Annotated in this window: 19 protein-coding genes; 15 read left to right on the top strand and 4 right to left on the bottom strand. The window is 69.6% G+C overall.

The features are described 5' to 3' along the window. Positions 1-27 precede the first annotated feature (27 nt). Positions 28-1,929 (top strand): glutamine--fructose-6-phosphate transaminase (isomerizing), encoded by a 1,902-nt coding sequence (glmS, locus tag ABD437_RS05200; RefSeq protein ID WP_344647594.1) that lies wholly within the window; start codon positions 28-30, stop codon positions 1,927-1,929. On the opposite strand, the gene ABD437_RS05195 is transcribed toward glmS, so the two are convergent. After that, positions 1,916-2,719 carry an SDR family oxidoreductase gene (locus ABD437_RS05195; RefSeq protein WP_344647593.1) on the bottom strand — a complete coding sequence of 268 codons (804 nt, stop codon included), beginning with the start codon at positions 2,717-2,719 and terminating at the stop codon, positions 1,916-1,918. The two genes, glmS and ABD437_RS05195, sit on opposite strands and share 14 nt — an antisense overlap. A 15-nt stretch (positions 2,720-2,734) precedes the next feature. Between ABD437_RS05195 and ABD437_RS05190 the strand changes: the two genes are divergently transcribed. The 13 genes from ABD437_RS05190 (at position 2,735) to tsaE (ending at position 15,660) form a co-directional block, all read left to right on the top strand. Continuing rightward, positions 2,735-3,106: a holo-ACP synthase gene (locus ABD437_RS05190; protein ID WP_344647592.1), complete on the top strand. Its 372-nt coding sequence runs from the start codon at positions 2,735-2,737 to the stop codon at positions 3,104-3,106. An 8-nt stretch (positions 3,107-3,114) separates the two neighbouring features. After that, positions 3,115-4,548: an NAD(P)H-hydrate dehydratase gene (locus ABD437_RS05185; RefSeq protein WP_425558118.1), complete on the top strand. Its 1,434-nt coding sequence runs from the start codon at positions 3,115-3,117 to the stop codon at positions 4,546-4,548. 40 nt (positions 4,549-4,588) lie between these two features. Next, the gene (locus ABD437_RS05180) at positions 4,589-5,206 is read left to right on the top strand and encodes a hypothetical protein (RefSeq protein ID WP_344647590.1); all 618 of its coding nucleotides are present in this window, start codon (positions 4,589-4,591) and stop codon (positions 5,204-5,206) included. A 274-nt stretch (positions 5,207-5,480) separates the two neighbouring features. Next, complete coding sequence (locus ABD437_RS05175) at positions 5,481-6,395, top strand: PIG-L deacetylase family protein (protein ID WP_344647589.1); 915 nt, start codon at positions 5,481-5,483, stop codon at positions 6,393-6,395. A gap of 149 nt (positions 6,396-6,544) precedes the next feature. Next, positions 6,545-7,276 (top strand): ATP-grasp domain-containing protein, encoded by a 732-nt coding sequence (locus ABD437_RS05170; RefSeq protein WP_344647588.1) that lies wholly within the window; start codon positions 6,545-6,547, stop codon positions 7,274-7,276. After that, the gene (locus ABD437_RS05165; RefSeq protein WP_344647587.1) at positions 7,273-8,511 is read left to right on the top strand and encodes a glycosyltransferase family 2 protein; all 1,239 of its coding nucleotides are present in this window, start codon (positions 7,273-7,275) and stop codon (positions 8,509-8,511) included. The genes ABD437_RS05170 and ABD437_RS05165 overlap by 4 nt, the downstream gene beginning before the upstream one ends. Before the next feature lie 391 nt (positions 8,512-8,902). Continuing rightward, positions 8,903-9,619, top strand: coding sequence for a PIG-L deacetylase family protein (locus tag ABD437_RS05160; protein WP_344647586.1), 717 nt, complete (start codon positions 8,903-8,905; stop codon positions 9,617-9,619). A 122-nt stretch (positions 9,620-9,741) separates the two neighbouring features. After that, the gene (locus ABD437_RS05155; RefSeq protein WP_344647585.1) at positions 9,742-10,500 is read left to right on the top strand and encodes an ATP-grasp domain-containing protein; all 759 of its coding nucleotides are present in this window, start codon (positions 9,742-9,744) and stop codon (positions 10,498-10,500) included. Next, on the top strand, positions 10,497-11,756 hold the full coding sequence (locus tag ABD437_RS05150; protein ID WP_344647584.1) for a glycosyltransferase family 2 protein: 1,260 nt from the start codon (positions 10,497-10,499) through the stop codon (positions 11,754-11,756). The genes ABD437_RS05155 and ABD437_RS05150 overlap by 4 nt, the downstream gene beginning before the upstream one ends. Before the next feature lie 338 nt (positions 11,757-12,094). Further along, positions 12,095-12,832, top strand: coding sequence for a glycoside hydrolase family protein (locus tag ABD437_RS05145; RefSeq protein ID WP_344647583.1), 738 nt, complete (start codon positions 12,095-12,097; stop codon positions 12,830-12,832). 61 nt (positions 12,833-12,893) lie between these two features. Beyond that, entirely contained in the window at positions 12,894-14,012 is a 1,119-nt protein-coding gene (alr, locus tag ABD437_RS05140) for an alanine racemase (protein WP_344647582.1), read from the top strand. Between the two features lie 2 nt (positions 14,013-14,014). Further along, positions 14,015-15,214, top strand: a complete 1,200-nt coding sequence (locus tag ABD437_RS05135) for an alpha/beta fold hydrolase (protein ID WP_344647581.1) — start codon at positions 14,015-14,017, stop codon at positions 15,212-15,214. Then, complete coding sequence (gene tsaE / locus ABD437_RS05130) at positions 15,214-15,660, top strand: tRNA (adenosine(37)-N6)-threonylcarbamoyltransferase complex ATPase subunit type 1 TsaE (RefSeq protein WP_344647580.1); 447 nt, start codon at positions 15,214-15,216, stop codon at positions 15,658-15,660. The genes ABD437_RS05135 and tsaE overlap by 1 nt, the downstream gene beginning before the upstream one ends. Here the strand turns inward: tsaE and ABD437_RS05125 are convergent. Further along, positions 15,646-16,803, bottom strand: a complete 1,158-nt coding sequence (locus tag ABD437_RS05125; RefSeq protein WP_344647579.1) for an MFS transporter — start codon at positions 16,801-16,803, stop codon at positions 15,646-15,648. The two genes, tsaE and ABD437_RS05125, sit on opposite strands and share 15 nt — an antisense overlap. Before the next feature lie 240 nt (positions 16,804-17,043). Here ABD437_RS05125 and ABD437_RS05120 point away from each other — a divergent pair, with 240 nt between their 5' ends. Continuing rightward, positions 17,044-18,573, top strand: a complete 1,530-nt coding sequence (locus ABD437_RS05120; RefSeq protein ID WP_344647578.1) for a long-chain-fatty-acid--CoA ligase — start codon at positions 17,044-17,046, stop codon at positions 18,571-18,573. Between the two features lie 205 nt (positions 18,574-18,778). On the opposite strand, the gene ABD437_RS05115 is transcribed toward ABD437_RS05120, so the two are convergent. Both ABD437_RS05115 and ABD437_RS05110 read right to left on the bottom strand, forming a co-directional pair. Continuing rightward, on the bottom strand, positions 18,779-19,843 hold the full coding sequence (locus tag ABD437_RS05115) for a hypothetical protein (RefSeq protein ID WP_344647577.1): 1,065 nt from the start codon (positions 19,841-19,843) through the stop codon (positions 18,779-18,781). 284 nt (positions 19,844-20,127) lie between these two features. Further along, positions 20,128-20,778, bottom strand: coding sequence for a hypothetical protein (locus ABD437_RS05110; protein ID WP_344647576.1), 651 nt, complete (start codon positions 20,776-20,778; stop codon positions 20,128-20,130). Positions 20,779-20,863: the final 85 nt, after the last annotated feature.

The raw sequence follows: 20,863 nt of genomic DNA, 5'->3' as shown, positions 1-20,863 counted from the left end.
GGTAGTCGCTTGGGTAATCTCGGCACCATGTGTGGAATCGTTGGCTATACCGGCCCGCGTCGCGCGGTCGACATCGTCGTAGAGGGCCTCCGCCGGCTCGAGTACCGGGGCTACGACTCCGCCGGGATCGCCGTGGTCGACGGCGGCAAGATCGCCGTGGAGAAGAAGGCCGGGAAGCTGGCCAACCTCACCAGCGTGCTGGCCGACCCGGGCAGCGCGCTCGGCAGCACCGACGCGTCCACCGCCATCGGTCACACCCGCTGGGCCACCCACGGTGGGCCCACCGACCGCAACGCGCACCCGCACCTGTCGGCCGACGGCAGCGTCTCGGTCATCCACAACGGCATCATCGAGAACTTCGCGGTGCTGCGCGCCGAGCTCGAGGACCGCGGGGTGGAGTTCCGCTCCGACACCGACACCGAGACCGCCGCGCACCTGATCGCCGAGGCGTACTGGTCGCTGGACGGCCAGAACTACGGCCACACCAGCACCGACGAGACCACGGGCCGGCTGGCCGAGGCGATGCGTATCGTCTGCCGCCGGCTGGAGGGCGCGTTCACGCTGCTCGCCGTCCACCGGGACGTGCCCGGCGTCGTCGTCGGCGCGCGCCGCAACTCGCCGATGGTGGCCGGGCGCGGTCAGGGTGAGAACTTCCTCGCCTCCGACGTCTCCGCGTTCATCGAGTACACCCGGGACGCGGTCGAGCTCGGCCAGGACCAGGTCGCCGAGGTCACCGCGGACGGCATCGTCGTCACCGACTTCGCCGGCGGGGCCGCCGAGGTGCGCGACTACCACGTCGACTGGGACGTCTCGGCCGCCGAGAAGGGCGGCTACGACTACTTCATGCTCAAGGAGATCGCCGAGCAGCCGCAGGCCATCGCCGACACGCTGCGCGGGCGCCTCACCGAGCACAACGAGATCGCGCTGGACGAGGTCCGCCTCACCGACCAGGACCTGCGCGACATCGACAAGATCTTCATCATCGGCTGCGGCACGTCGTACAACGCCGGCCTGGTCGGCAAGTACGCGATCGAGCACTGGACGCGTATCCCGGTCGAGGTCGAGCTGGCCAGCGAGTTCCGCTACCGCGACCCGGTGCTCGACCGGTCGACGCTGGTCATCGCGATCAGCCAGTCCGGCGAGACGATGGACACGATCATGGCGCTGCGCCACGCCAAGGAGCAGAAGGCGCGCGTGCTGGCGGTCTGCAACACCAACGGTTCGACGATCCCGCGTGAGTCCGACGGTGTGCTCTACACGCACGCCGGCCCGGAGATCGCGGTGGCGTCCACCAAGGCGTTCGTCACCCAGATCATCGCGGTGTACCTGGTCGGTCTGCACCTCGCGCAGATCCGCGGCATCAAGTACTCCGACGAGGTCGCGGCGATCGTCGACCAGCTGAAGGCGACGCCGGACGCGGTCGCCGAGGTGCTCCAGACGATGGAGCCGGTGCGGAAGCTCGCGCGTGACCTGTCCGGGTCGCAGCAGGTGCTGTTCCTCGGACGGCACGTCGGTTTCCCGGTGGCACTGGAGGGCGCGCTCAAGCTCAAGGAGCTCGCCTACATGCACGCCGAGGGCTTCGCGGCGGGTGAGCTCAAGCACGGCCCGATCTCGCTGATCGACGACGGGGTGCCGGTGGTCATCACGGTGCCGTCGCCGCGTGGCCGCAGCCTCCTGCACGACAAGATCGTGTCGAACATCCAGGAGGTGCGGGCCCGGGGTGCGCGCACGATCGTCATCGCCGAAGAGGGCGACACCGCGGTCGAGCCCTACGCCGACCACCTCATCCGGGTGCCCCGCACGACGACGCTGCTCGCGCCGCTGACCACCGTGGTGCCGCTGCAGGTGCTGGCGTGCGAGATCGCCGCCGCCCGCGGCAACGACGTCGACCAGCCCCGCAACCTGGCCAAGTCGGTCACGGTCGAGTAAGACCCCAACCGCCGTCGGAACTGATCACCTGGCCGGTGACCCACCCGGCTTCCGGGCCCACCAGCCAGGCGATCAGCTTCGCGGCGTCATCGGGCTGCCCCCAGCGTCCGAAGGGGGCCGTGACTTTCTGTTTGATCTCCTCGGACGCCCAACCGGTGTCGGTCGGCCCCGGGTTCACGCAGTTCACGGTGGCGTTCGGGGCCAACGCCGCCGCCAGGCTCGGCGTCATGCCGGCCAGCGCGGCCTTGCTCGACGCGTACGGGATCTCCAGCGGCATCGGCCCCTGGCCCTGCCCCGAGGTCAGCAGCACGACCCGCCCGTCCGGCGCGTCGCCGCGAACGACCGCGAACTCCTTCACGAGCAGCAACGTGGCCCGGGTGTTCACCGCGTACGACAGGTCGATCTCGGCCGCGGTCACGTCGCGGAGCGGGCCCCACGGCACCGACCGCGCGTGGTTGGCGACCAGGATGTCCAGCCGCCCGAACTGGTCGAGCGCGGACTCCACGAGCGTGCGTGGCGCCGCCGGGTCGGACAGGTCGGCCGCCGCGGTGGCGACCCGGCCCCCGTCGGTGGCCAGCTCCATCGCGACCGAACGCAGGCCGTCGGCGCCCCACGGCTGGGCCTCGTCGTGGGCGTCCCAGCCGTGGAGGAGGACCGACGCCCCGTCCGCGACGAGACGGCGGGCGATCGCGGCGCCGATGCCGGCCTTGCGGCTGGCTCCGGTCACCAGGGCAACTCGACCAGTGAGAGGTGGCACGGGAGACACGGTGCCACTGTTGTCGACCGACATGCCAGGGTGTGAAGCGTGATCGTCAGTGTCGGTATCGACGTCGTGCTCGTCGAACGGTTCGCCGCCGCGGTGGCACGCACCCCGAACTTCGCGGAACGGCTGTTCACTCCGGCGGAGCGCGTCAACCAGGACGGCCACCCGCGACCGGTGGATTCGCTGGCCGCCCGGTTCGCCGCGAAAGAGGCGGTCGCGAAGGCGCTCGGCGCTCCGCACGGGCTGAAGTGGCACGATTGCGAGATCGTTCCGGACGCGAACGGCCGTCCGTGGCTGGAGATCACCGGCACGGTCGCCGACGCGGCGGCGAAAGCAGGCATCACCCGCTGGCACCTCTCCCTCTCCCACGACGGCGGGATCGCATCGGCAATGGTTGTCGCGGAGGGTGAATGAGTGACGTTCTGACCGGCGCCTGGCCGGTCGAGGCGATCCGGGCCGCCGAGCACGAGGTGATGGCGCACGTCCCGCCGGGTGCGCTGATGCGCCGGGCCGCGGCCGGCCTGGCCCGCCGGTGCGTCGAGGTGCTGGACCGGGTCTACGGCACGCCGGTCGTGCTGCTGGTGGGCAAGGGCGACAACGGCGGCGACGCGCTCTACGCCGGGGCCGCGCTGGCCCGCCGGGGTGCGGTGGTGCGGGCGATCGCCGGGGTGCAGGACGAGCGGGTCCACCGGGCCGGTCTCACCGCGCTGCGTGCGGCCGGCGGCCGGCTCGTCGAACTCGAGGACGTCCGGGAGCGGCCGGCCCTGGTCGTCGACGGGCTGCTCGGCATCGGCGGCCGCGGTGGCCTGCGCCCGGACTCCGCGCGGCTGGCCGTCGCGGCCGAGCAGTGGCGCGCCCAGGGGTCGGTGGTCGTCGCGGTCGACCTGCCCAGCGGCGTCGACGCCGACACCGGCGAGGTGGCCGGCGCGGCGGTCACCGCCGACGTCACGGTCGCGTTCGGGAGCCTCAAAGCCGGCCTGCTGGTGGGCGAGGGTGCGGTGCGGGCCGGACTGGTGGAGGTCGTCGACATCGGCCTGAGTTTCCCGGCCGAGCCACTGGCCCGCCTGGTCACCGCGGACGCGGTGGCCCGGTGGTGGCCCCGCCCCGGCCCGTCCGACGACAAGTACACCCGCGGTGTCGTCGGCATCGCGGCGGGCTCGGAGCAGTACCCGGGTGCGGCGGTCCTCGGCACGGGCGGGGCACTCTCCGGCCCGTCCGGCTACGTCCGGTACGCCGGTGCGGCCCGGGACGCGGTCCGCACGGCGCACCCCGAGGTCGTCTCCGCGACCTCGGTGGCCGACGCCGGTCGGGTGCAGGCCTGGGTGGTGGGCTCCGGCCTCGGTACCGACGACGAGGCGGAGGACGCCGTTCGCCAGGTGCTCGCCACCGATCTCCCCGTGCTGCTGGACGCCGACGGCCTCACGATCGTGGCGCGCGAACCGGCCTTGGTGCGGGAGCGCGAGGCTCCGACCGTGCTCACCCCGCACGACCGGGAGTACGCGCGCCTGGCCGGCGACGTCGGGCCGGACCGGATCGACGCCGCCCGCCGCGCCGCCCGCGAACTGGGCGTCACCGTGCTGCTCAAGGGCTACCGGACGGTGATCGCCGGTCCGGACGACGCGCCGGTGTACGTCGTCAAGGCCGGCGTGCCGGAGCTGGCCACCGCCGGCACCGGCGACGTCCTGTCCGGGGTGATCGGCTCGCTGCTCGCCGGCGGCGTGCCACCGGCCGAGGCCGCGGCGGCGGGAGCGTTCGTGCACGGCACCGCGGGGCGGCTCGCCGCCGAGGCCGGCCCGGTGGTCGCGTCGCGCGTCCTCGATCACCTTCCGGCCGCGGTTCAGCGCACCATCAGGTAACGAACCATTCACTGGTGGCGCCGAGACCTACGCTCGGGTCATGCGGCGCCCCTACCTCGCCGGCCTGCTGACGGGCATCGGAGCAGTGTTCCTCGTGCTGCTCGTCGTCCTGGTGTTCGTCTGGCTGGACGACACCGAGCCCCTGGCCTTACCCGGCAGCCGGAACGTGGCCAGGACCCCGAGCGACGAGGTGCGGGTGCCCTACCGCGGGCACCTGCCGCCGAGCATGGTGCCGCCCTCGCCGCCGCAGTCCCCGCCGTCCGAGCCGCCACCGGCCGGGGTGGCCGGTGCGTGCGACCGGGTGCTCCGGCACGTCGACACCGCGGTCGCGCTGCTGCGCACCCTGCCCACCATCGACCCCGACCTGGCGGCCTGGAACCAGAGCAGCACGGACCTGCTCGCCGACGTGTCGTGGGCGCCGCGCCCGATGCGCCAGCCGATCCGGATCGTCCACCGTGCCGTCCGCCAGGCCCTCTACTGGTTCGCCACCCGCGACCCGGTGCCGTTCATCGAGGTGGCCGAAGCCGAACAGGCCCGCGCCGAGCTGCACGCGATGTGCGACCGCCCGGAGCCGAAACCGACCGAGACGTCCCCGCAGGCCCCCAGCCCCAGCCCGAGCCCCAGCACGTCCAGTCCTCGACCGGACGTCCGGGTCTGATGAAATTGGTTAATGGAGATGTTTGCCGTTCATCAAAATAGTAGGGTCAGCCCTGCCGGATGAATTCCATTCAGGGGTCGTGCCCCCTCGGCCATTCGGTGAATCGTCGATCCGCTCGGCTCGATCTCGCTACCGACCGGACGAAGTAGCGGGTGCGAACATCCGTCGGTGAAACAGCGGGTCGGCAAATCTCTATCGAACCGATAACCTCCCTCCGGGGGTACGGCGTGTGCCCACGTTTGGGTTCGTCCCGGGGGATATCGTGTCAGTCTCGTTGTTCACGGTCATGGCATTGTTGCTCTGCCTGCCATCGGTTGTCGCGACTTGGCCGGGCAATCAATTACATCGTCGGGTCCGGCAGCCCGATCGGGTACGTTCAGTGGCTTATTTCGTTGCGGTCGCACTCGTGCCGCCGAATATCGCCGCCGTACTGTTCGAGACCGAGTGGTCGTTGTTCACCGCCAACGTCGTCCGACTCGGACTGTTCTGCCTCGACGGCGTCGGCATCGGCTTGATCCTCCTCTACGTCCACCGCCGCTGGATCGACGCTGCACCGGCCACTCAGGCACGTCGCATCCTCGCGATCGGCGCGCACCCCGACGATCTGGAGCTGGCGTGCGGTGGCACGATCGCTAAGCTGCACGACTCCGGACACGAGATCCACGCACTCGTGATGAGTGGCGGCGAGGTGGGTGGGGACTCCAGCCGGCGTCCGCGGGAGGCGCTCACCGGCGGCAAACTCCTGGGCATCTCCAGCGTCACCGTTCACGATTTCCCGGACACCCGGCTCCGTGAGGCAGAGCTCGAGATGACCCAGGTCATCGAAGCGGCGCTGCGCCGCTACAACCCCGACATCGTGTTGACCCACTCCGGGAACGACCAGCATCAGGACCACCACGCCGTGCACGTGGCCACGCTGCGTGCTGGCCGGCAGCATTCGGCCATCCTTTGTTACGAGAGCCCATCGGTGACCTCGAAGTTCTTGCCGCAGGTTTTCGTCGACATCGGCGACTACGTCGATGTCAAGGTCAAGGCCGTGCAGGCACACCGCGACCAGGCCGGCAAGCCCTACATGACCGGCGACCGGATCCGCGGAATCGCGTCCTTCCGCGGGGCGCAAGCGAAGATAGGGCATGCGGAGGGCTTCGAGCCGGTGCGCCTGCTCGCATCCGCGGTAGGCGACCTGTGAGCCGGGCCGGCGGTGTGGTGCTGGTGACCGGGGCGGGCGGACCCGCTGGCCGGAGCCTCTCGGCCCAGCTTCGCGAACGCGGCGTCCGAGTGCTCGGGGTCGACTTGGTGCCACCCGCGGATGCACCGGAAGTCTTGGCGGTACCGCCGGTGACGGCCGCGGACTACGTGACGACTCTGCATCGCCTGGCGGCTGAGCACCAAGTATCGCTGATCATCCCGACGGTAGCCGAAGAGCTGCAGATCGTCGCTCCCCATGCCGACGGTCCGGTGGCGATCGTCGTCGGATCGGTGGCCAGTGCGGCGCTCGCCCACGACAAATGGTGGACCGCGCGGACATTGGAGTCGCACGACGTGGCAGTCCCTCGGTACGTGCGGCCGAGTCCCGGGACGGCTGCCGAGGATCTCGGTAATTTGCTCGGCTGGCCGTTCGTCACCAAGCCTCGCGTCGGCCGGGGCGGCCGGGGAGTGCGGGTCCACCGAGCCGCCGATGTCGGCGACCGGCGGTTCCCGGCCGAGCCGCCACTGATCGCGCAGGAGTTCGCCCCCGGAGCCGAGTACGTGGTGAACGTCTACCGGCCGTGGAGGAGGGGCCGGGTCACCGCGGTCGTGCTCCGGAAGACCGACCGGACCCACGGTGAGATCGGCAATGCGCTCACTGTGGAAAGAGTCGACGCACCGGACGTTGCGGCGCTGGCGGTGGACGCGGTCACCGCCCTCGACCTCTGCGGGCCGGCCGACCTGGACATACGTCGTCGGCTCGACGGACAGGCTCTCGTGCTCGAGGTCAACGCGCGATTCGGCGCGCACAGCGCGGCGGCACCCGAGGTCTTGCAAGGGTTGCTGGACGAACACGACCTGCGTGAGCTGGTGACCGCATGACCGTCGTGCTGGCGATCTTCGCGGCGTTGAGCCTGCCGATCTTCGTTCTCGGCTCGCTGAAAATCGCTTACTACCCGGCTGCGGTACTGTTCGAGCTGCGCCGTAGGAAAGAGCCGGTCTTCACTCACGAAGATCCGTTTGTATCGGTCATTATTCCGGCCTACAACGAGGGTATCGTTCTCACCAACTGCGTCGAATCGATCTTAGCGGATGACTACCCGAACAAAGAGATCATTCTGGTTGACGACGGTTCGACCGACGACACGTTACGAATAATGCAGCGCTACAACGGCATTCCGGGGATCTCGATCGTTTCGAAGCGAAACGGGGGAAAAGCGTCGGCTCTCAACGCCGGGATCGAGCGGTCGCGCGGCGAGATCCTGTTCTTCGTCGACGCGGACGGTGTTTTCACGCCGCGGACCATCAGGGAGATGTTGGCGGGATTCGACCGGGCGAGCGTCGGAGCGGTCTGCGGTAACGACGAACCGGTCAACCTCGATCGGCTACTGCCACGCATGGCCGCGCTGATGACGCACGTGGGCACGGGGTTCTGCCGACGCGGCCTGGCCCTGATCGGCTGCCTGCCGATCGTCTCCGGCAACCTCGGTGCGTTCCGTCGGTACGTCGTCGAACGAGCAGGCGGCTTCCGGGAGGACTGCATCGGGGAGGACCTCGAGCTCACCTGGCGCGTCCAGCGACTGGGTTTTCAGGTCAACTTCCGGCCGCGCGCAACCGTGTACGCCGAGGTGCCGGCGACCGTCCGCGGTTTGTGGAAGCAGCGTGTCCGCTGGGCCCGTGGGTTCCTGCAGACCGCCCGGCTCCACCTCGACATGATCGGTCGGCTGCGCTACGGGGCCTTCGGCCTCTTCCTCGCGTTCAACGTCGGCGCGATGCTGGTCGTGCCCTTCCTGCAGTTGATCACGGTGCTGTTCCTCCCCCTGCTCATCGTGGCCGGCCGATCCCCGGTGGGATCGACGCCGCTGGCGGCGCTCGGGTGGATGGGGCTGTTCGCCGGGCTGGTCGCGGTGATGTTCGCGCTGGTCCTGGATCGGGCCTGGCGGGACGTTCGGTTCCTGTACCTCGTGCCGTTGTGGCCGTTGTACTCGCTGTGCATGAGCGCCGTCATGGTCTGGGCGGTGGTGCTGGAACTGCGAGGTACGAAAGCCGAGTGGAACAAGCTGCACCGGACCGGCGTCGTGAGCCGTCCGGACGTGAATAGAAGTCGAACGGTGTGACCCAAGCCACTCGAGTCAAGCGTACTCAAGAGTAGTTTTTCCGTCTCATGGTGTCGGCGCCGTTAAAGACGCCAAGGTGCCAAAAAACAGGGTCACAAACTTTCCGACAAGCCGATAACCTCCCGACCCGGGTATATACGCGCTCGCTGTCGGGGCGTCGGCTCGGTGTATGGGGGGTTCCGTGTCGATTTCACTGTTCGCTGTTCTTGCTTTTGTTTTCTGTGTTCCACCGATAGTTACGGCGTGGCCGGGGGGTAATCTGCATCGGCGTTTTCTTCAGCCGCTCCGGGTGCGGACGGCGGCATATCTCGCCGCAGCCGTGTTGGTGCCTTTGAACCTTGGCGAAGTCTTCTTTTGTGACATTTGGTCGGCGAATTGTCACAAAGCTCTGATGGTGACGCTGCTCTGCCTGGACGTGGTGGGGATCGCTTTCCTGCTGGGATACGCTCAGCGTCGATGGATCGAGGCGCGACCGGCGGCGCAACCGCGTCGAATCGTGGCCATCGGCGCGCATCCCGATGATCTGGAGCTGGCGTGCGGCGGCACGATCGCCAAGCTGCACGACTCCGGGCACGAGATTCATGCCCTGGTCATGAGCGGTGGCGAGATCGGTGGCGACTTCAGCAAGCGTCCGGCGGAGGCGATTCGGGGCGGACGCCTGCTCGGAGCCACCTCTGTCGTCGTGCACGATTTTCCGGACACGCGGCTGCAGGCCCACGAGTTCGAGATGACCCAGATCGTCGAGGCCGCGTTGCGTCGCTACAACCCGGACATCGTGCTCACCCACTCCGGGAACGATCAGCACCAGGACCACCACGCGGTGCACTTGGCCACGCTGCGAGCAGCCCGTCAGCACTCGGCGATTCTCTGCTACGAAAGCCCGTCGGTGACCGACAAATTCTCCCCGCAGGTCTTCGTCGACATCGGCGACTACGTGGATGTCAAGGTCCAGGCGGTCAAAGCCCACCGCGACCAGGCTGACAAGCCGTACATGACCGACGAGCGGATCCGGGGCCTTGCTTCTTTCCGCGGCGCCCAAGCCAAGATCAATCATGCCGAAGGCTTCGAGCCGGTGCGATTGCTCGGGTCGGCGGTGGGTGACCTGTGAAGTCGTCGGACGGTCCCATATTGGTGACCGGTGTCGGTGGTCCGGCCGGACGGAGCCTGATCGCGCAGCTTCGGGGGTGCGGTTTGCGGGTGGTGGGCGTTGACCTCGTACCACCGGCTGACATGCCGGATGCCCTCGGCGTGCCCGCGGTCGCGCGGCCCGACTACGTAGCCGCGTTGCACGCGATCGCGGCCGCGCACGGGGTTGCGCTGATAGTCCCGACCGTGAGCGAAGAGTTGCCGATAGTGGCGGCGTATGCGGACGGGCCGGTGCCGATTCTGGCGGGCTCGGTCGCAGCCACGGCGATGGCCGGTGACAAGTGGTGGACGGCACGCATTTTGGAAGCCGCTGGCGTGGCGACGCCTCGCTTCACCGCGGTCGGGTCCGAAGTCGACGTTGAGGCGCTGGGCCGCTCGTTGGGTTGGCCGTTCGTCACCAAGCCCCGGATGGGGCGCGGCGGCCGAGGAGTTGTCGTGCATCGCCAGGTCGGCGGCATCCCGGATCAGACGTTCTTGCGGGTGCCCTCGATCGCTCAGGAGTTCGCGCCCGGCGTCGAATACGTCGTGAACGTGTACCGCCCGTGGTCGTCGAGGGAGACGACCACGGTCGTGCTGCGAAAGCTGTCCAGAGCGCACGGCGAGGTCGGTAACGCCACCGCTGTCGAGCGCGTCGACGAACTGGACGTCGCGTCCCTGGCGGCACGAGCGGTGGCCGCCCTCGACCTGCGAGGGCCGGCGGACCTCGATGTTCGCAGACGGGTCGATGGACAGCCCGTGGTACTCGAAGTGAACGCGCGATTCGGCGCGCACAGTGCATTTGCTCCGGAAATTCTGCGGGAAGCGCTAGCGGATCTCGGCATCGCCGAAATGGCGACGGCATGAGTGTCGTGCTGGCGATCTTCGCCACCTTGAGCTTTCCGATCTTCATTCTGGGGTCGATGAAGATCGCCTATTACCCCGCCGCGCTGATGTTCGAGGGGCGCCGGCGACAGGAAGCGATCTTCAACACCGAGGAGCCGCTGATCTCCGTCGTCGTCCCGGCGTACAACGAGGGCGTCGTCCTGGCGAACTGCGTTGACTCGATTCTGGCGGACGGCTACCCGAACAAAGAGGTCATCCTGGTTGATGACGGTTCGACTGACGATACCCGGCAAATAATGGAGCGCTACGCCCTGGTTCCCGAAGTCGTGCTGATCACGAAGGTGAACGGCGGCAAGGCATCTGCGCTCAACGCGGGGATCGCCCGGGCGAATGGAGAAGTACTCTTCTTCGTCGACGCGGACGGCGTATTCGCGCCGCAGACGATCAGGGAGATGCTCGCGGGGTTCGACCGAGCGACCGTGGGTGCCGTGTGCGGCAACGACGAGCCGGTCAATCTGGACCGGGTGCTGCCACGGCTGGCGGCCCTGATGACGCACGTGGGGACTGGATTTTGTCGCCGCGGCCTGGCGCTGATCGGCTGTCTACCCATCGTCTCCGGAAATCTTGGTGCTTTCCGGCGGCACGTCGTCGAGCGCGCCGGTGGATTTCGTGAGCAATGCATCGGCGAGGATCTGGAGTTGACCTGGAGAGTCCACAGAATGGGATTCCAGGTCAACTTCCGGCCGAGTGCCACGGTGTACGCCGAGGTACCGGCAACCTGTGGCGGTCTGTGGAAGCAGCGCGTTCGCTGGGCGAGGGGCTTCCTGCAGACGGTTCGGATACACCGAGACATGATCGGTCGGTCTCGTTACGGCCCGTTCGGTCTGTTTCTCACGTTCAACGTCGGCGCCATGCTCGTAGTCCCGTTCCTGCAACTCGCGACCATGGTGATGGTCCCGCCTCTCGTCGCGGCGGGGCTTTCTCCGATCGGCTCCACACCTATGCTGATCATCGGCTGGCTCGGATTGTTCGTGGGGCTGGTCGCGGTGCTCTTCGCTTTGGTGCTCGATCGCGCCTGGCGGGATCTGCGCTTTCTCTACCTGGTGCCACTGTGGCCCCTGTACTCGCTGGCGATGAGTGCGGTCATGGTTTGGGCCGTCGTACTAGAACTGCGAGGTACGCGAGCAGAGTGGAACAAACTACATCGGACCGGAGTCGTGAGCCGTCCGGGCATGCACGCCGAAGCGCAGCAGCCCGTCCACGTCGCACCGGAGTGACGCGGCGAGTGGTTCTCGGTGGCATCGCGGCTGTCGTTGGGGGTGTCGCCGCGGCGTCGTTCGCCACCGACCCAGGAGTCGGGCGGCGAGGATCGCGTACGGTCAGCCTCGGATTCCAGGACGTACTCGACGCCGATCGCGACCCTTCCCGGTTCCGGCAAGGACTCGAGAAGGTGGGCGCTGACACCGTCGCGGTGACCGCTGGGCGCACGGACTGGGCGACCTTCAGATGGTCGGACCGCCCGGACGTGTGGGCGGACCAAGTGACGGAGCGAATCTCGGATCCGTTCGCGGAGGTAGTTCGGACCGTGGGGAACGGTCGCCGAACCGTTGCCGTCGTGGACGTCCTGGCGGAGCGACTGCTGCAGCAGAATCCCTCGTTGGCCGCCGCTGACGCGTGGGGTGAGCGCTCGAACCTGCGTCCGTCGACGGCTGCTCTCGTCAGTGGTGAGGCGGGGGACCGTCTCGTCACGATGGTCGAATACCTGCTCAGCAACTATTCAATCGATGGGATCAACCTCACTGAGCTGGACTTCTACGAATTCGGCTACAGCGAGCCCGACCTCGACTCCTACCGGTCCGCCACGGGTGCGTCCGACTGGCCTCGCCGCCGGGACGGCAGCGTGAACATCGACGACCCTTCGATCGGCACCTGGCGTTCCGGCCAGGTCGCTGCGGTGGTGAGTCGAGTCGCCGAGGTCACCCGGCGGCACAACGCCCAGTTGCTCGTCGACGTCCGCCTGTCTTGGTCTGATCTGTCGCGTCGAGGGCGGGAGTTCGGACAGGACTACGGGACTCTCCTGACGGTCGCCGACAAGTTGGTCCTTTGGTACCTTCCCGGGCTTCCCGGCCATCCCGAGAACGTGGACCGGCTGTTCGGGATGCTGGCCGGGCACGACCGCTCCCGGTACGTGTTGTCAGTGGGCCTCTGGTCGGACACTGAAGCCTCGGTCCCGGATCGTCTGGTCGGCTCGGTCCGGGCGGCCGAGGCTGCTGGGCTCGGTGGCACGTGGATCACGCCGTTCGGTCTGCTGGACGAAAACATGCTCGCCGCCGTTCGCGAAGCCTGGACGTAACGAACACGTGCCGGTGGGTGCTCCTACTGCGGCAGAGGCGCCGCCTGGGAGAATGGGCGCCATGGTGCAAGCGGAAGCGGTGATCGACCTGGATGCGATCCGGGCGAACACCGCACACCTGGTGGAGCGTGCGGCCTCGCGTTCCGCGGCGACGATGGCCGTCGTGAAGGCCGACGGGTACGGGCACGGCGCGGTGCCGTCCGCGCGGGCCGCGCTGGCCGGCGGCGCCACCTGGCTCGGGGTGGCCACGGTGGCCGAGGCCCTCGAGCTGCGCACCGCGGGCATCGACGCCCCGATGCTCAGCTGGCTCAACGCGCCGGGCACCGACTTCACCGCGGCGGTGGGCGCTGACGTCGATCTCGGCGTTCCGAGCGTCCGCGTGCTCGACGACGTCGTCGCCGCCGCGAAAGCCACCGGGCGGACGTCGCGTGTGCACCTGAAGGTCGACACCGGACTCGGGCGCTCCGGCGCCACCTCGGCCGACTGGCCGGACCTGCTCACCGCCGCGGCCAAGGCCCGGGCCGAGGGCACGATCGAGGTGGTCGGCGTCTGGAGCCACTTCGCCTGCGCCGACGAGCCCGGCCACCCGTCGATCGCGGCGCAGCTCGAGGCCTTCCACCAGGCGCTGGAGATCGCGGAGAAGCTGGGGATCCGTCCGCAGCTGCGGCACCTGGCCAACTCCGCCGGCACGCTCACGCTCCCGCAGGCCTACTTCGACCTGGTCCGGCCGGGCGTCGCGCTCTACGGGCTCTCGCCGAACCCCGAGCGGATCGAGGCCCCGCTGCGGCCGGCGATGACCCTGCGCGGTGAGGTGCTGATCGCGAAACGCGTCCCGGCCGGACACGGTGTCTCCTACGGGCACACGTACCACACGAAAACCGCCACGACGCTCGCGCTGATTCCGCTCGGGTACGCCGACGGGATCCCGCGCCACGCGAGCAACCGGGCTCCGGTGCTCCTCGGCGGGAAACGGCGGACGATCGCCGGGCGCGTCTGCATGGACCAGTTCGTTCTCGACGTGGGCGACGACCCGGTGTCCGACGGCGACGAAGCCATCCTGTTCTCACCCGACGGCCCCACCGCGGACGAGTGGGCCGAGGTCGTCGGCACGATCAACTACGAGATCGTGACGCGCGTCGGTGCGCGTGTTCCGCGCCGCTACGTCGGGACGGGGGCCTAGTCGTGGGACTGGCAAAAGGCGCGTTCGGCCTGGCCGGCGCGTTGGTCGGCTCGATGGCCGCCGGTGCGGCGGCCGGTGTCGCGGCCGAGCGGTTCGCCACCCGCCGCCGGCGCCGCGTCGGTGATCCCTACGCCGACGAGCCGTTCGGCGCGCTGCCCTACGACAGCGCGCAGACCGTCACCGCGGACGGCGTCGACCTGCACGTCGAGATCGTGGAGGCCGACGGCGAACCGGACCTGACCGTGGTCTTCGTGCACGGCTTCGCCCTCGACATGGGCACCTGGCACTTCCAGCGGCGGGTCTTCACCGGCCACGAGGAACCCAAGCTCCGGATGGTCTTCTACGACCAGCCCGGCCACGGGCACTCCGGGCCGCGCCCGGACGGCGACTACACGATCGACCAGCTGGCCGACTCGCTCGCCGAGGTGATCACCAAGGTCGCGCCGGACGGTCCGCTCGTGCTGGCCGGGCACTCGATGGGCGGCATGACGCTGATGGCGCTCGCCGAGCGTCACCCGGATCTGGTGCTCGACCGGGTCGTCGGTGTGGCGCTGATCTCCACGTCCGCCGGCCACCTCGACGACGTCGCGCTCGGGTTCCCGCCGATCGTCGCCTGGCTGCGTGGCGCGCTGACGCCGGCGCTGACCAAGGTGCTGCGCTGGCAGCCGATCATGGCCGAGCGGGGCCGCCGCTCGGGCAGCGACCTGGCCTACCTGCTCACCGAGCGGTACGGGTTCGGCAGCGCGAACCCCAGCCCGGCGCTGGTGGAGTACGTCGAGCGGATGAACGACGGCACGCGGGTCGAGGTCATCGCCGGGTACCTGGGCACGCTCTCGCAGCACGACCGGTACGCCGCCTTGGAGGCGTTCGCCGACGTCGAGACGCTCGTCGTCTGCGGCGACAGGGACCTGCTGACGCCGGTGGAGCACACCAGGGAGATCGCGAAGCTGCTGCCCCACGCCGCGTTGCTGGAGGTCTCCGACGGCGGCCACTGCACGTTGATGGAGCACGCCGACGCGACGAACGAGGCCCTGCTCGAGCTGTTCCGGAGGGCCGTGCAGGTGGCGGCGGGACGCCGTCCGACCGAGGCGCCGCACCGCACCGAGGTGGCGGCGGCGAAGCAGCGTCGCGGCTGGGCGCGGCGTGCCGGTGAACAACAACGACGCGCGCTGGAGAAGATCCTGCGCCGGAAGGGTGCCTGATGGAACTCAAGACCCCGGAGGACACCAGGGACCTCGGCCGGGCACTCGCCCCGCTGCTCCGGGCCGGTGACCTGATCGTGCTCGTCGGCCCGCTCGGCGCCGGGAAGACCCAGCTCACCCAGGGGATCGGGGCCGGCCTCGGTGTCCGCGGCGCGGTCACCAGCCCGACGTTCGTGATCTCACGCATCCACCCCGGCGGCCGGCTGCCCCTCGTCCACGCCGACGCCTACCGGCTGGGTGACGTCGCCGAGGTCGACGATCTCGACCTGGACGCCGACGTCGACGCGGCGGTCACCGTGGTGGAGTGGGGCGCCGGTCTGGTCGAGCAGCTCACCGACGCCTACCTGGAGATCCGGCTCGACCGGGACGACGAGACCGAGGTGCGCACCGCGACGCTGGTGCCGCACGGCGGCGACTGGCCGGAGCGCCTCCTAGCGCTGAACTAGCTTGACCACGGGCAGGGCACCGAGCAGCCCGGAGGCCCACGCCAGGACGAACACCCAGCTCGGCGACGTCTGCGCGACGATCGCGCCGGCCACCGCGGCGCCGGTGGAGCTGCCGACGAGGAACGCGGTGATCAGCCACGCGAACGCCTCGGTCACCGTTCCCTCGGGGGCGAGCCGGTCGATGACCAGGAACGTCAGCGTCATCAGCGGGGGCAGCGACAGGCCGCTGACCAGCGTCAGCCCGAGCGCGAACGGGAAGACACCGGGGTCGGTGGGCAGGAACGCCAGCGGCAGGTAGCCGAAGCCCAGCGCGACGAACAGCCAGGGGAGCACCCGGCCGGGGGAGTACCGGTGCGAGCGGCCGGAGAACCAGACGCCGCCGATCAGCGCGCCGCCCGCGTTGGCCGCGACCAGCCAGGTGGTCCAGCCGCGGTCGCCGGACGCCTCGCTGAACGCCGACGCGGCCACCGGGAACGTCCCGACGGCCAGGCCGACCAGCGAGATGCCCAGGTAGAGGCGGCGCAGGCGGGCCGGGCGCAGCGCACCGGCCCAGTGCCGCTCACCCACCTCCGTGGGGCGCCACTGGCGGGACGCCGGTGCCACCGCGAACCAGAGCGCGCCGGTGAGCCCGATCGCCGCGGCCGCGTACAGCCCACCGGCCGGGCCGAACGAGTTGGCCAGCAGCACGAGCAGCGGGCCGGCGACGAAGACCAGCTCCTGCGCGGCGGCGTCGAGCGCGTAGATCCTGGGCACGTCGGGGCCGGACAGCAGGCCGGGCCAGATCGCCCGCAGCCCGGGTTCGAGCGGCGGGGTGGCCGCACCCGCGACGGCGGCGATCACCAGGCCACCGACGACGCCGGAGAACGGCAGCACGGCCAGCCCGACCGAGCTGACCACGCCGCCGCCGACGATGATCCGGGTCTGGCCGGTGCGGTCCATCCAGCGGGCCAGCAGCGGCTGGCCGATCGCGCCACCGGCGGTGTACGCGGCGGCGAACAGGCCGGCGACGCCGTACCCCACGTCCGAGCCGCGGCTGAACAGCACGAGAGCGACCGGAACCATGCCGGTGGGCAGCCGTCCGAGCAGGCTGGACGCGAGCAGTCGGGCCACGAAGGGCCGTCGGAGCAGGGCAAACGGTGACACGGGTCGTCCTCGGTGAGCAGGGGCGGGGGTCAGCGGCCCGCGCCTCCGGGGAAGTCACCGCGCTCGCGGTCGTCGCCGTAGAGCGGCAACTGAACCTCGAGCGAACGCATTCGCGCAGTATGCCCCACCGGTGCGATCGCGGCGCAACAGGGCTGCTAGCAGCGAGAACTCCGTGCGGGCTCCGGGTAGCGGTGGCACGATCGAAAGGACGTCGTCGCTGCCGCCGCCCGGAGGTCCGTCTTGCCCCTCTCCGTCGCCTCGATCCTCGCCGAGACCGCCGCTCGGCGTCCGAACCACACCGCGTTGGTCCTCGGCGACCTGCGGCTGCCCTACGCCGCGGTCTGGGACCAGGCCAAGCGGTACGCCGCGGTGTTCCGCGCCCAGGGCATCGGCCCGGGTGACCGGGTCTCGATCCTCATCCCGAACACGCCGCACTTCGTCTTCGCGTACTACGGCGCGGCGGCGCTGGGCGCGGTGGTCGTTCCGGTGCACGCGCTGCTGCGTGCCGAGGAGATCGAGTACGTACTGAAGGACTCCGGTTCGAAGCTGTTCGTCTGCGCGGGCCCGCTGCTCGGCGAGGGAGCCAAGGGCGCCGAGCTGGCCGGGGTGCCGCTGTTCACGGTGCTGGGCACCGACGAGATCGACGCGCCGCGCCTCGACGATCTCGCACAGCAGACCGACCCGATCGCCGCCTACGAGCAGGCCGAGCCGGACGACGTCGCGGTGATCCTCTACACCTCGGGCACCACCGGTAAGCCCAAGGGCGCGATGCTGACGCACCTCAACATCGTGATGAACGTCGACACGAGCGTGATCTCCTCGTTCGACACCACCCCCGACGACGTCGTCCTCGGCTGTCTGCCGCTGTTCCACTCGTTCGGGCAGACCGTGTCGCTCAACGTGACGTTCCGGGCCGGCGGCACGCTCGTGCTGATGCCCCGCTTCGACGGCCCCGGCGCGCTCGCGCTGATGCTGAAGGAGAAGGTCACCAACTTCATCGCGGTGCCGACGATGTACATCGCGCTGCTCGACGCGTTGCGTAACGCCGAAGGCGGCGAGAAGCCGCCGCTGCGCCTGGCGATCTCGGGCGGCGCCTCCCTGCCGCTGGCCGTGCTCGAGCAGTTCGAGCAGGTCTTCCAGATCCCGGTCTACGAGGGCTACGGCCTCACCGAGACCTCCCCGGTCGCCACGTTCAACCAGAAGGGCTGGCCGACGAAGCCGGGCACGGTCGGCCGGCCCATCTGGGGCGTCGACGCCGAGATCGCGCGGCCGGAGATCGAGGAGCGGATCGAGTTCCTGCCCACCGGTGAGCTGGGCGAGATCGTCATCCGCGGCCACAACATCATGAAGGGCTACCTCAACCGGCCGGAGGCCACCGCCGAGGCCATCGTCGACCGCTGGTTCCGCACCGGCGACCTCGGCACCAAGGACGAGGACGGCTACATCACGATCGTCGACCGCAAGAAGGACATGGTGCTGCGCGGCGGGTTCAACGTGTACCCGCGTGAGGTCGAGGAAGTGCTCATGCGCCACCCCGACGTCGCCCAGGTCGCCGTCATCGCGGTGCCGCACCCGACGCACGGCGAGGAGGTCTGCGCGGTGATCGTCCCGAACCCCGGGGCGTCGCCCGACAAGGAGCAGATCATCGGGTGGGCGAAGACGCACCTGGCCGGCCACAAGTACCCGCGGATCATCGAGTTCGTGGACGCGTTCCCGCTGGGGCCCTCGGGCAAGGTGCTCAAGCGCGAGCTGAAGACGCGCTTCCACTAGCGAACACCGCGAACGCCGCCGACCAGGGGTTTAGTCGGCGGCGTTCGTTGTGTGCGTTGATGGTGCCGGGTGGGTGGGGCCAGCGGGGTCGATGGTTGCCGATCCGTGATCGAAGAGTGATCCGCACCCGGCCGACCGTCGGAGAGACAAGTGGAGCTTCGTACCGGCGTGACCGGTACGAAGCTCCATCGGGTGAGCCCGGACGTCAGCCCGTGATCTGGATGTTCTTCAGCAGGTACTCGCAACCGGTCTTGATGTCGGTCTCCTGGTCGGCCCACTGGCACCGGACCTGGATCTGCTGGTTCTTGTACAGCAGGAAGTAGCTGTACGCGTTGGCGAAGTCGAACTTGAACTCGTACCGGAAGCCCCGGTAGCCGTTGTAGTTCACGTTCTGCCGGGTGGTGGCGTCCTGGCCGATCTGCTTCACCAGGGCGTCGTACTCGCCCTCGAGCGCCGCGTCGCTGACCGACGTCGAGTCGATCTTCAGCGTGTAGGAGTCCACGACCAGCAGGTCGTCGGCCTCACCCGCGGTCTTGGCCATCGCGGCGGTGTAGTCGGGGGCGCCGCCGGTGTTGTCGGAGCTCGGCGTCACGACTTCCTGGAAGCCCTTCGGCAGCCGCGTGCTGAACGGCCCGCCGGCCGGGGCGACCTCGGGACGGCTGGTGTCGATCGACGGCCCGGTGGGGCTGGGCGAGGCCGAAGCACCCTGCGTGGGCAGCGTCGACGCGGAGGGCGCGGTCGGCTTGCCGCTCGCGGAGGTCTCGGTGGTGTCGCTGTTGGCGACCAGCCAGCCGCCGATGCTGCAGACCGCGATGATGATGACGGCCACCGCGATGATGCCGCCGACGATCACGCCGGTGTTCTTCTTCTTGGGCGGAGGCGGCGGCGGGAAACCGCCACCGGGAGCGCCGTACGCGGCGGCGGGCTGGGCGTAGGGGTCGGCCGGCTGGGCGTAGGGGTCGGCACCGTACGCGCCCGCGCTGGGGTTGCCGTACGCGCCCGCGCTGGGGTTGCCGTACGCACCCGCGCTCGGGTTGGCGTACGGGTCGTTGGGTAACGGGGCGGTCGGGTTCGCCGGCGGCTGTCCGTAGGGCGCGCCGGAACCCGGCTGTCCGTAGGGGGCACCGGAACCGGGCTGGTCGTACGGCGAGCCCGACGACGGCTGGTTGTACGGCGAGCCCGAAGAGGGCGGCTGACCGTACGGGTTAGCCGGCTGACCATAAGGGTCGGACGGCTGCCCGCCATAGGGCTGGTTCGGGTCGTAGCTCACTGCCTGTTCCGTTCTCTCCGTCTAGGTCCAGCGCGGCGTGAATGAAGAGCACGCTAGGTGGAGCGGGAGAGCCAGACAACCATCTCGGACGCTTCACCGCACTACTAGCGTGACCAGGGTGACGACGGGATGTTCCGTATCTCCTGGTTCGGGCGCCCCGTGCTCGGTCAGCAGGGCTCACCAGCCCTGACTTCTGTCCAGCTTGCTGCGCCGACGTCGTTTTCGCTGTGCTGATGCCGACGCAATCACTGTCGCGTACCGGACACAGCTATCACACCCGTGTCTCAGGTGATCGTCAGTGTCGCGAGCAGGTCGTCGCAGCCACGGCGCACGGCGTCCTTCTGGTCGGCCCACCGGCAGAGCACCTGCACCATCGTCGTGCCTTTGAAGACGAAGTAGCTGTCGGCGTGGGCACTGCCGTAGACGAAGTCGTAGCGGTACGCGGAGTAGCCGTGGACGGACGTGGCCTGGCCGGTCCTCGCGTCGTGCCCGAGCGCGGCGACGGTGGCGTCGACCTCGGTGCGGAGCGCGTCCTCGGCCAGCGTCCCGGTGTCGACGGGAAGCGTGGCCGAGCCGGCCAGCAGGATGTTCGCGGTGTCGCCCGGTGCGAGCGCGGCCGCGGTGGCGTGCTCGAGGGTGCCGCGCGCGTCGGCCGGCGCGTCGATCGGGACGTATCCGGCGGGCAGCTGGAACCGGTACGGGCCGCCGGCGGGCTGGACCGTCTCCCGCGTCGTGCTCGCGGACGGGCTGGGCGAGGCCCCGCTCTTCGCGGCCAGCAGGATGCCGCCGAAGCCGCAGCCGAGCACGATCAGCACCGGGACCGCGAGCGCGGCCACGATCCCCAGCGCGATCCACCCCGAGGCGCTCCGCCTCGGCGGTGGCGGTGGCGGAGCGGGTGCGTGGTACGGGTTCGGCTCGTACAGCTCGTAACTCACGTCGTCCTCCCGGTCCTGGAAGCGGCCCGTCCCCTAGCGTGGAGGCTCCGGACCGACCCGACCGTGTGGCCGCTGACGCGTGCTG

The sequence above is a fragment of the Cryptosporangium japonicum genome (assembly GCF_039524755.1).
Lineage (GTDB): Bacteria > Actinomycetota > Actinomycetes > Mycobacteriales > Cryptosporangiaceae > Cryptosporangium > Cryptosporangium japonicum.
This window is presented reverse-complemented; position numbering and strand designations above follow the sequence as displayed.

Excerpts from the sequence above, each read along its gene's own strand:
- glmS (WP_344647594.1), top strand. The coding sequence starts at position 28 with ATGTGTGGAATCGTTGGCTATACCGGCCCGCGTCGCGCGGTCGACATC.
- ABD437_RS05195 (WP_344647593.1), bottom strand. The coding sequence starts at position 2,719 with ATGTCGGTCGACAACAGTGGCACCGTGTCTCCCGTGCCACCTCTCACT.
- ABD437_RS05180 (WP_344647590.1), top strand. The coding sequence starts at position 4,589 with ATGCGGCGCCCCTACCTCGCCGGCCTGCTGACGGGCATCGGAGCAGTG.
- ABD437_RS05165 (WP_344647587.1), top strand. The coding sequence starts at position 7,273 with ATGACCGTCGTGCTGGCGATCTTCGCGGCGTTGAGCCTGCCGATCTTC.
- ABD437_RS05160 (WP_344647586.1), top strand. The coding sequence starts at position 8,903 with ATGGTGACGCTGCTCTGCCTGGACGTGGTGGGGATCGCTTTCCTGCTG.
- ABD437_RS05155 (WP_344647585.1), top strand. The coding sequence starts at position 9,742 with ATGCCGGATGCCCTCGGCGTGCCCGCGGTCGCGCGGCCCGACTACGTA.
- ABD437_RS05150 (WP_344647584.1), top strand. The coding sequence starts at position 10,497 with ATGAGTGTCGTGCTGGCGATCTTCGCCACCTTGAGCTTTCCGATCTTC.
- alr (WP_344647582.1), top strand. The coding sequence starts at position 12,894 with ATGGTGCAAGCGGAAGCGGTGATCGACCTGGATGCGATCCGGGCGAAC.
- tsaE (WP_344647580.1), top strand. The coding sequence starts at position 15,214 with ATGGAACTCAAGACCCCGGAGGACACCAGGGACCTCGGCCGGGCACTC.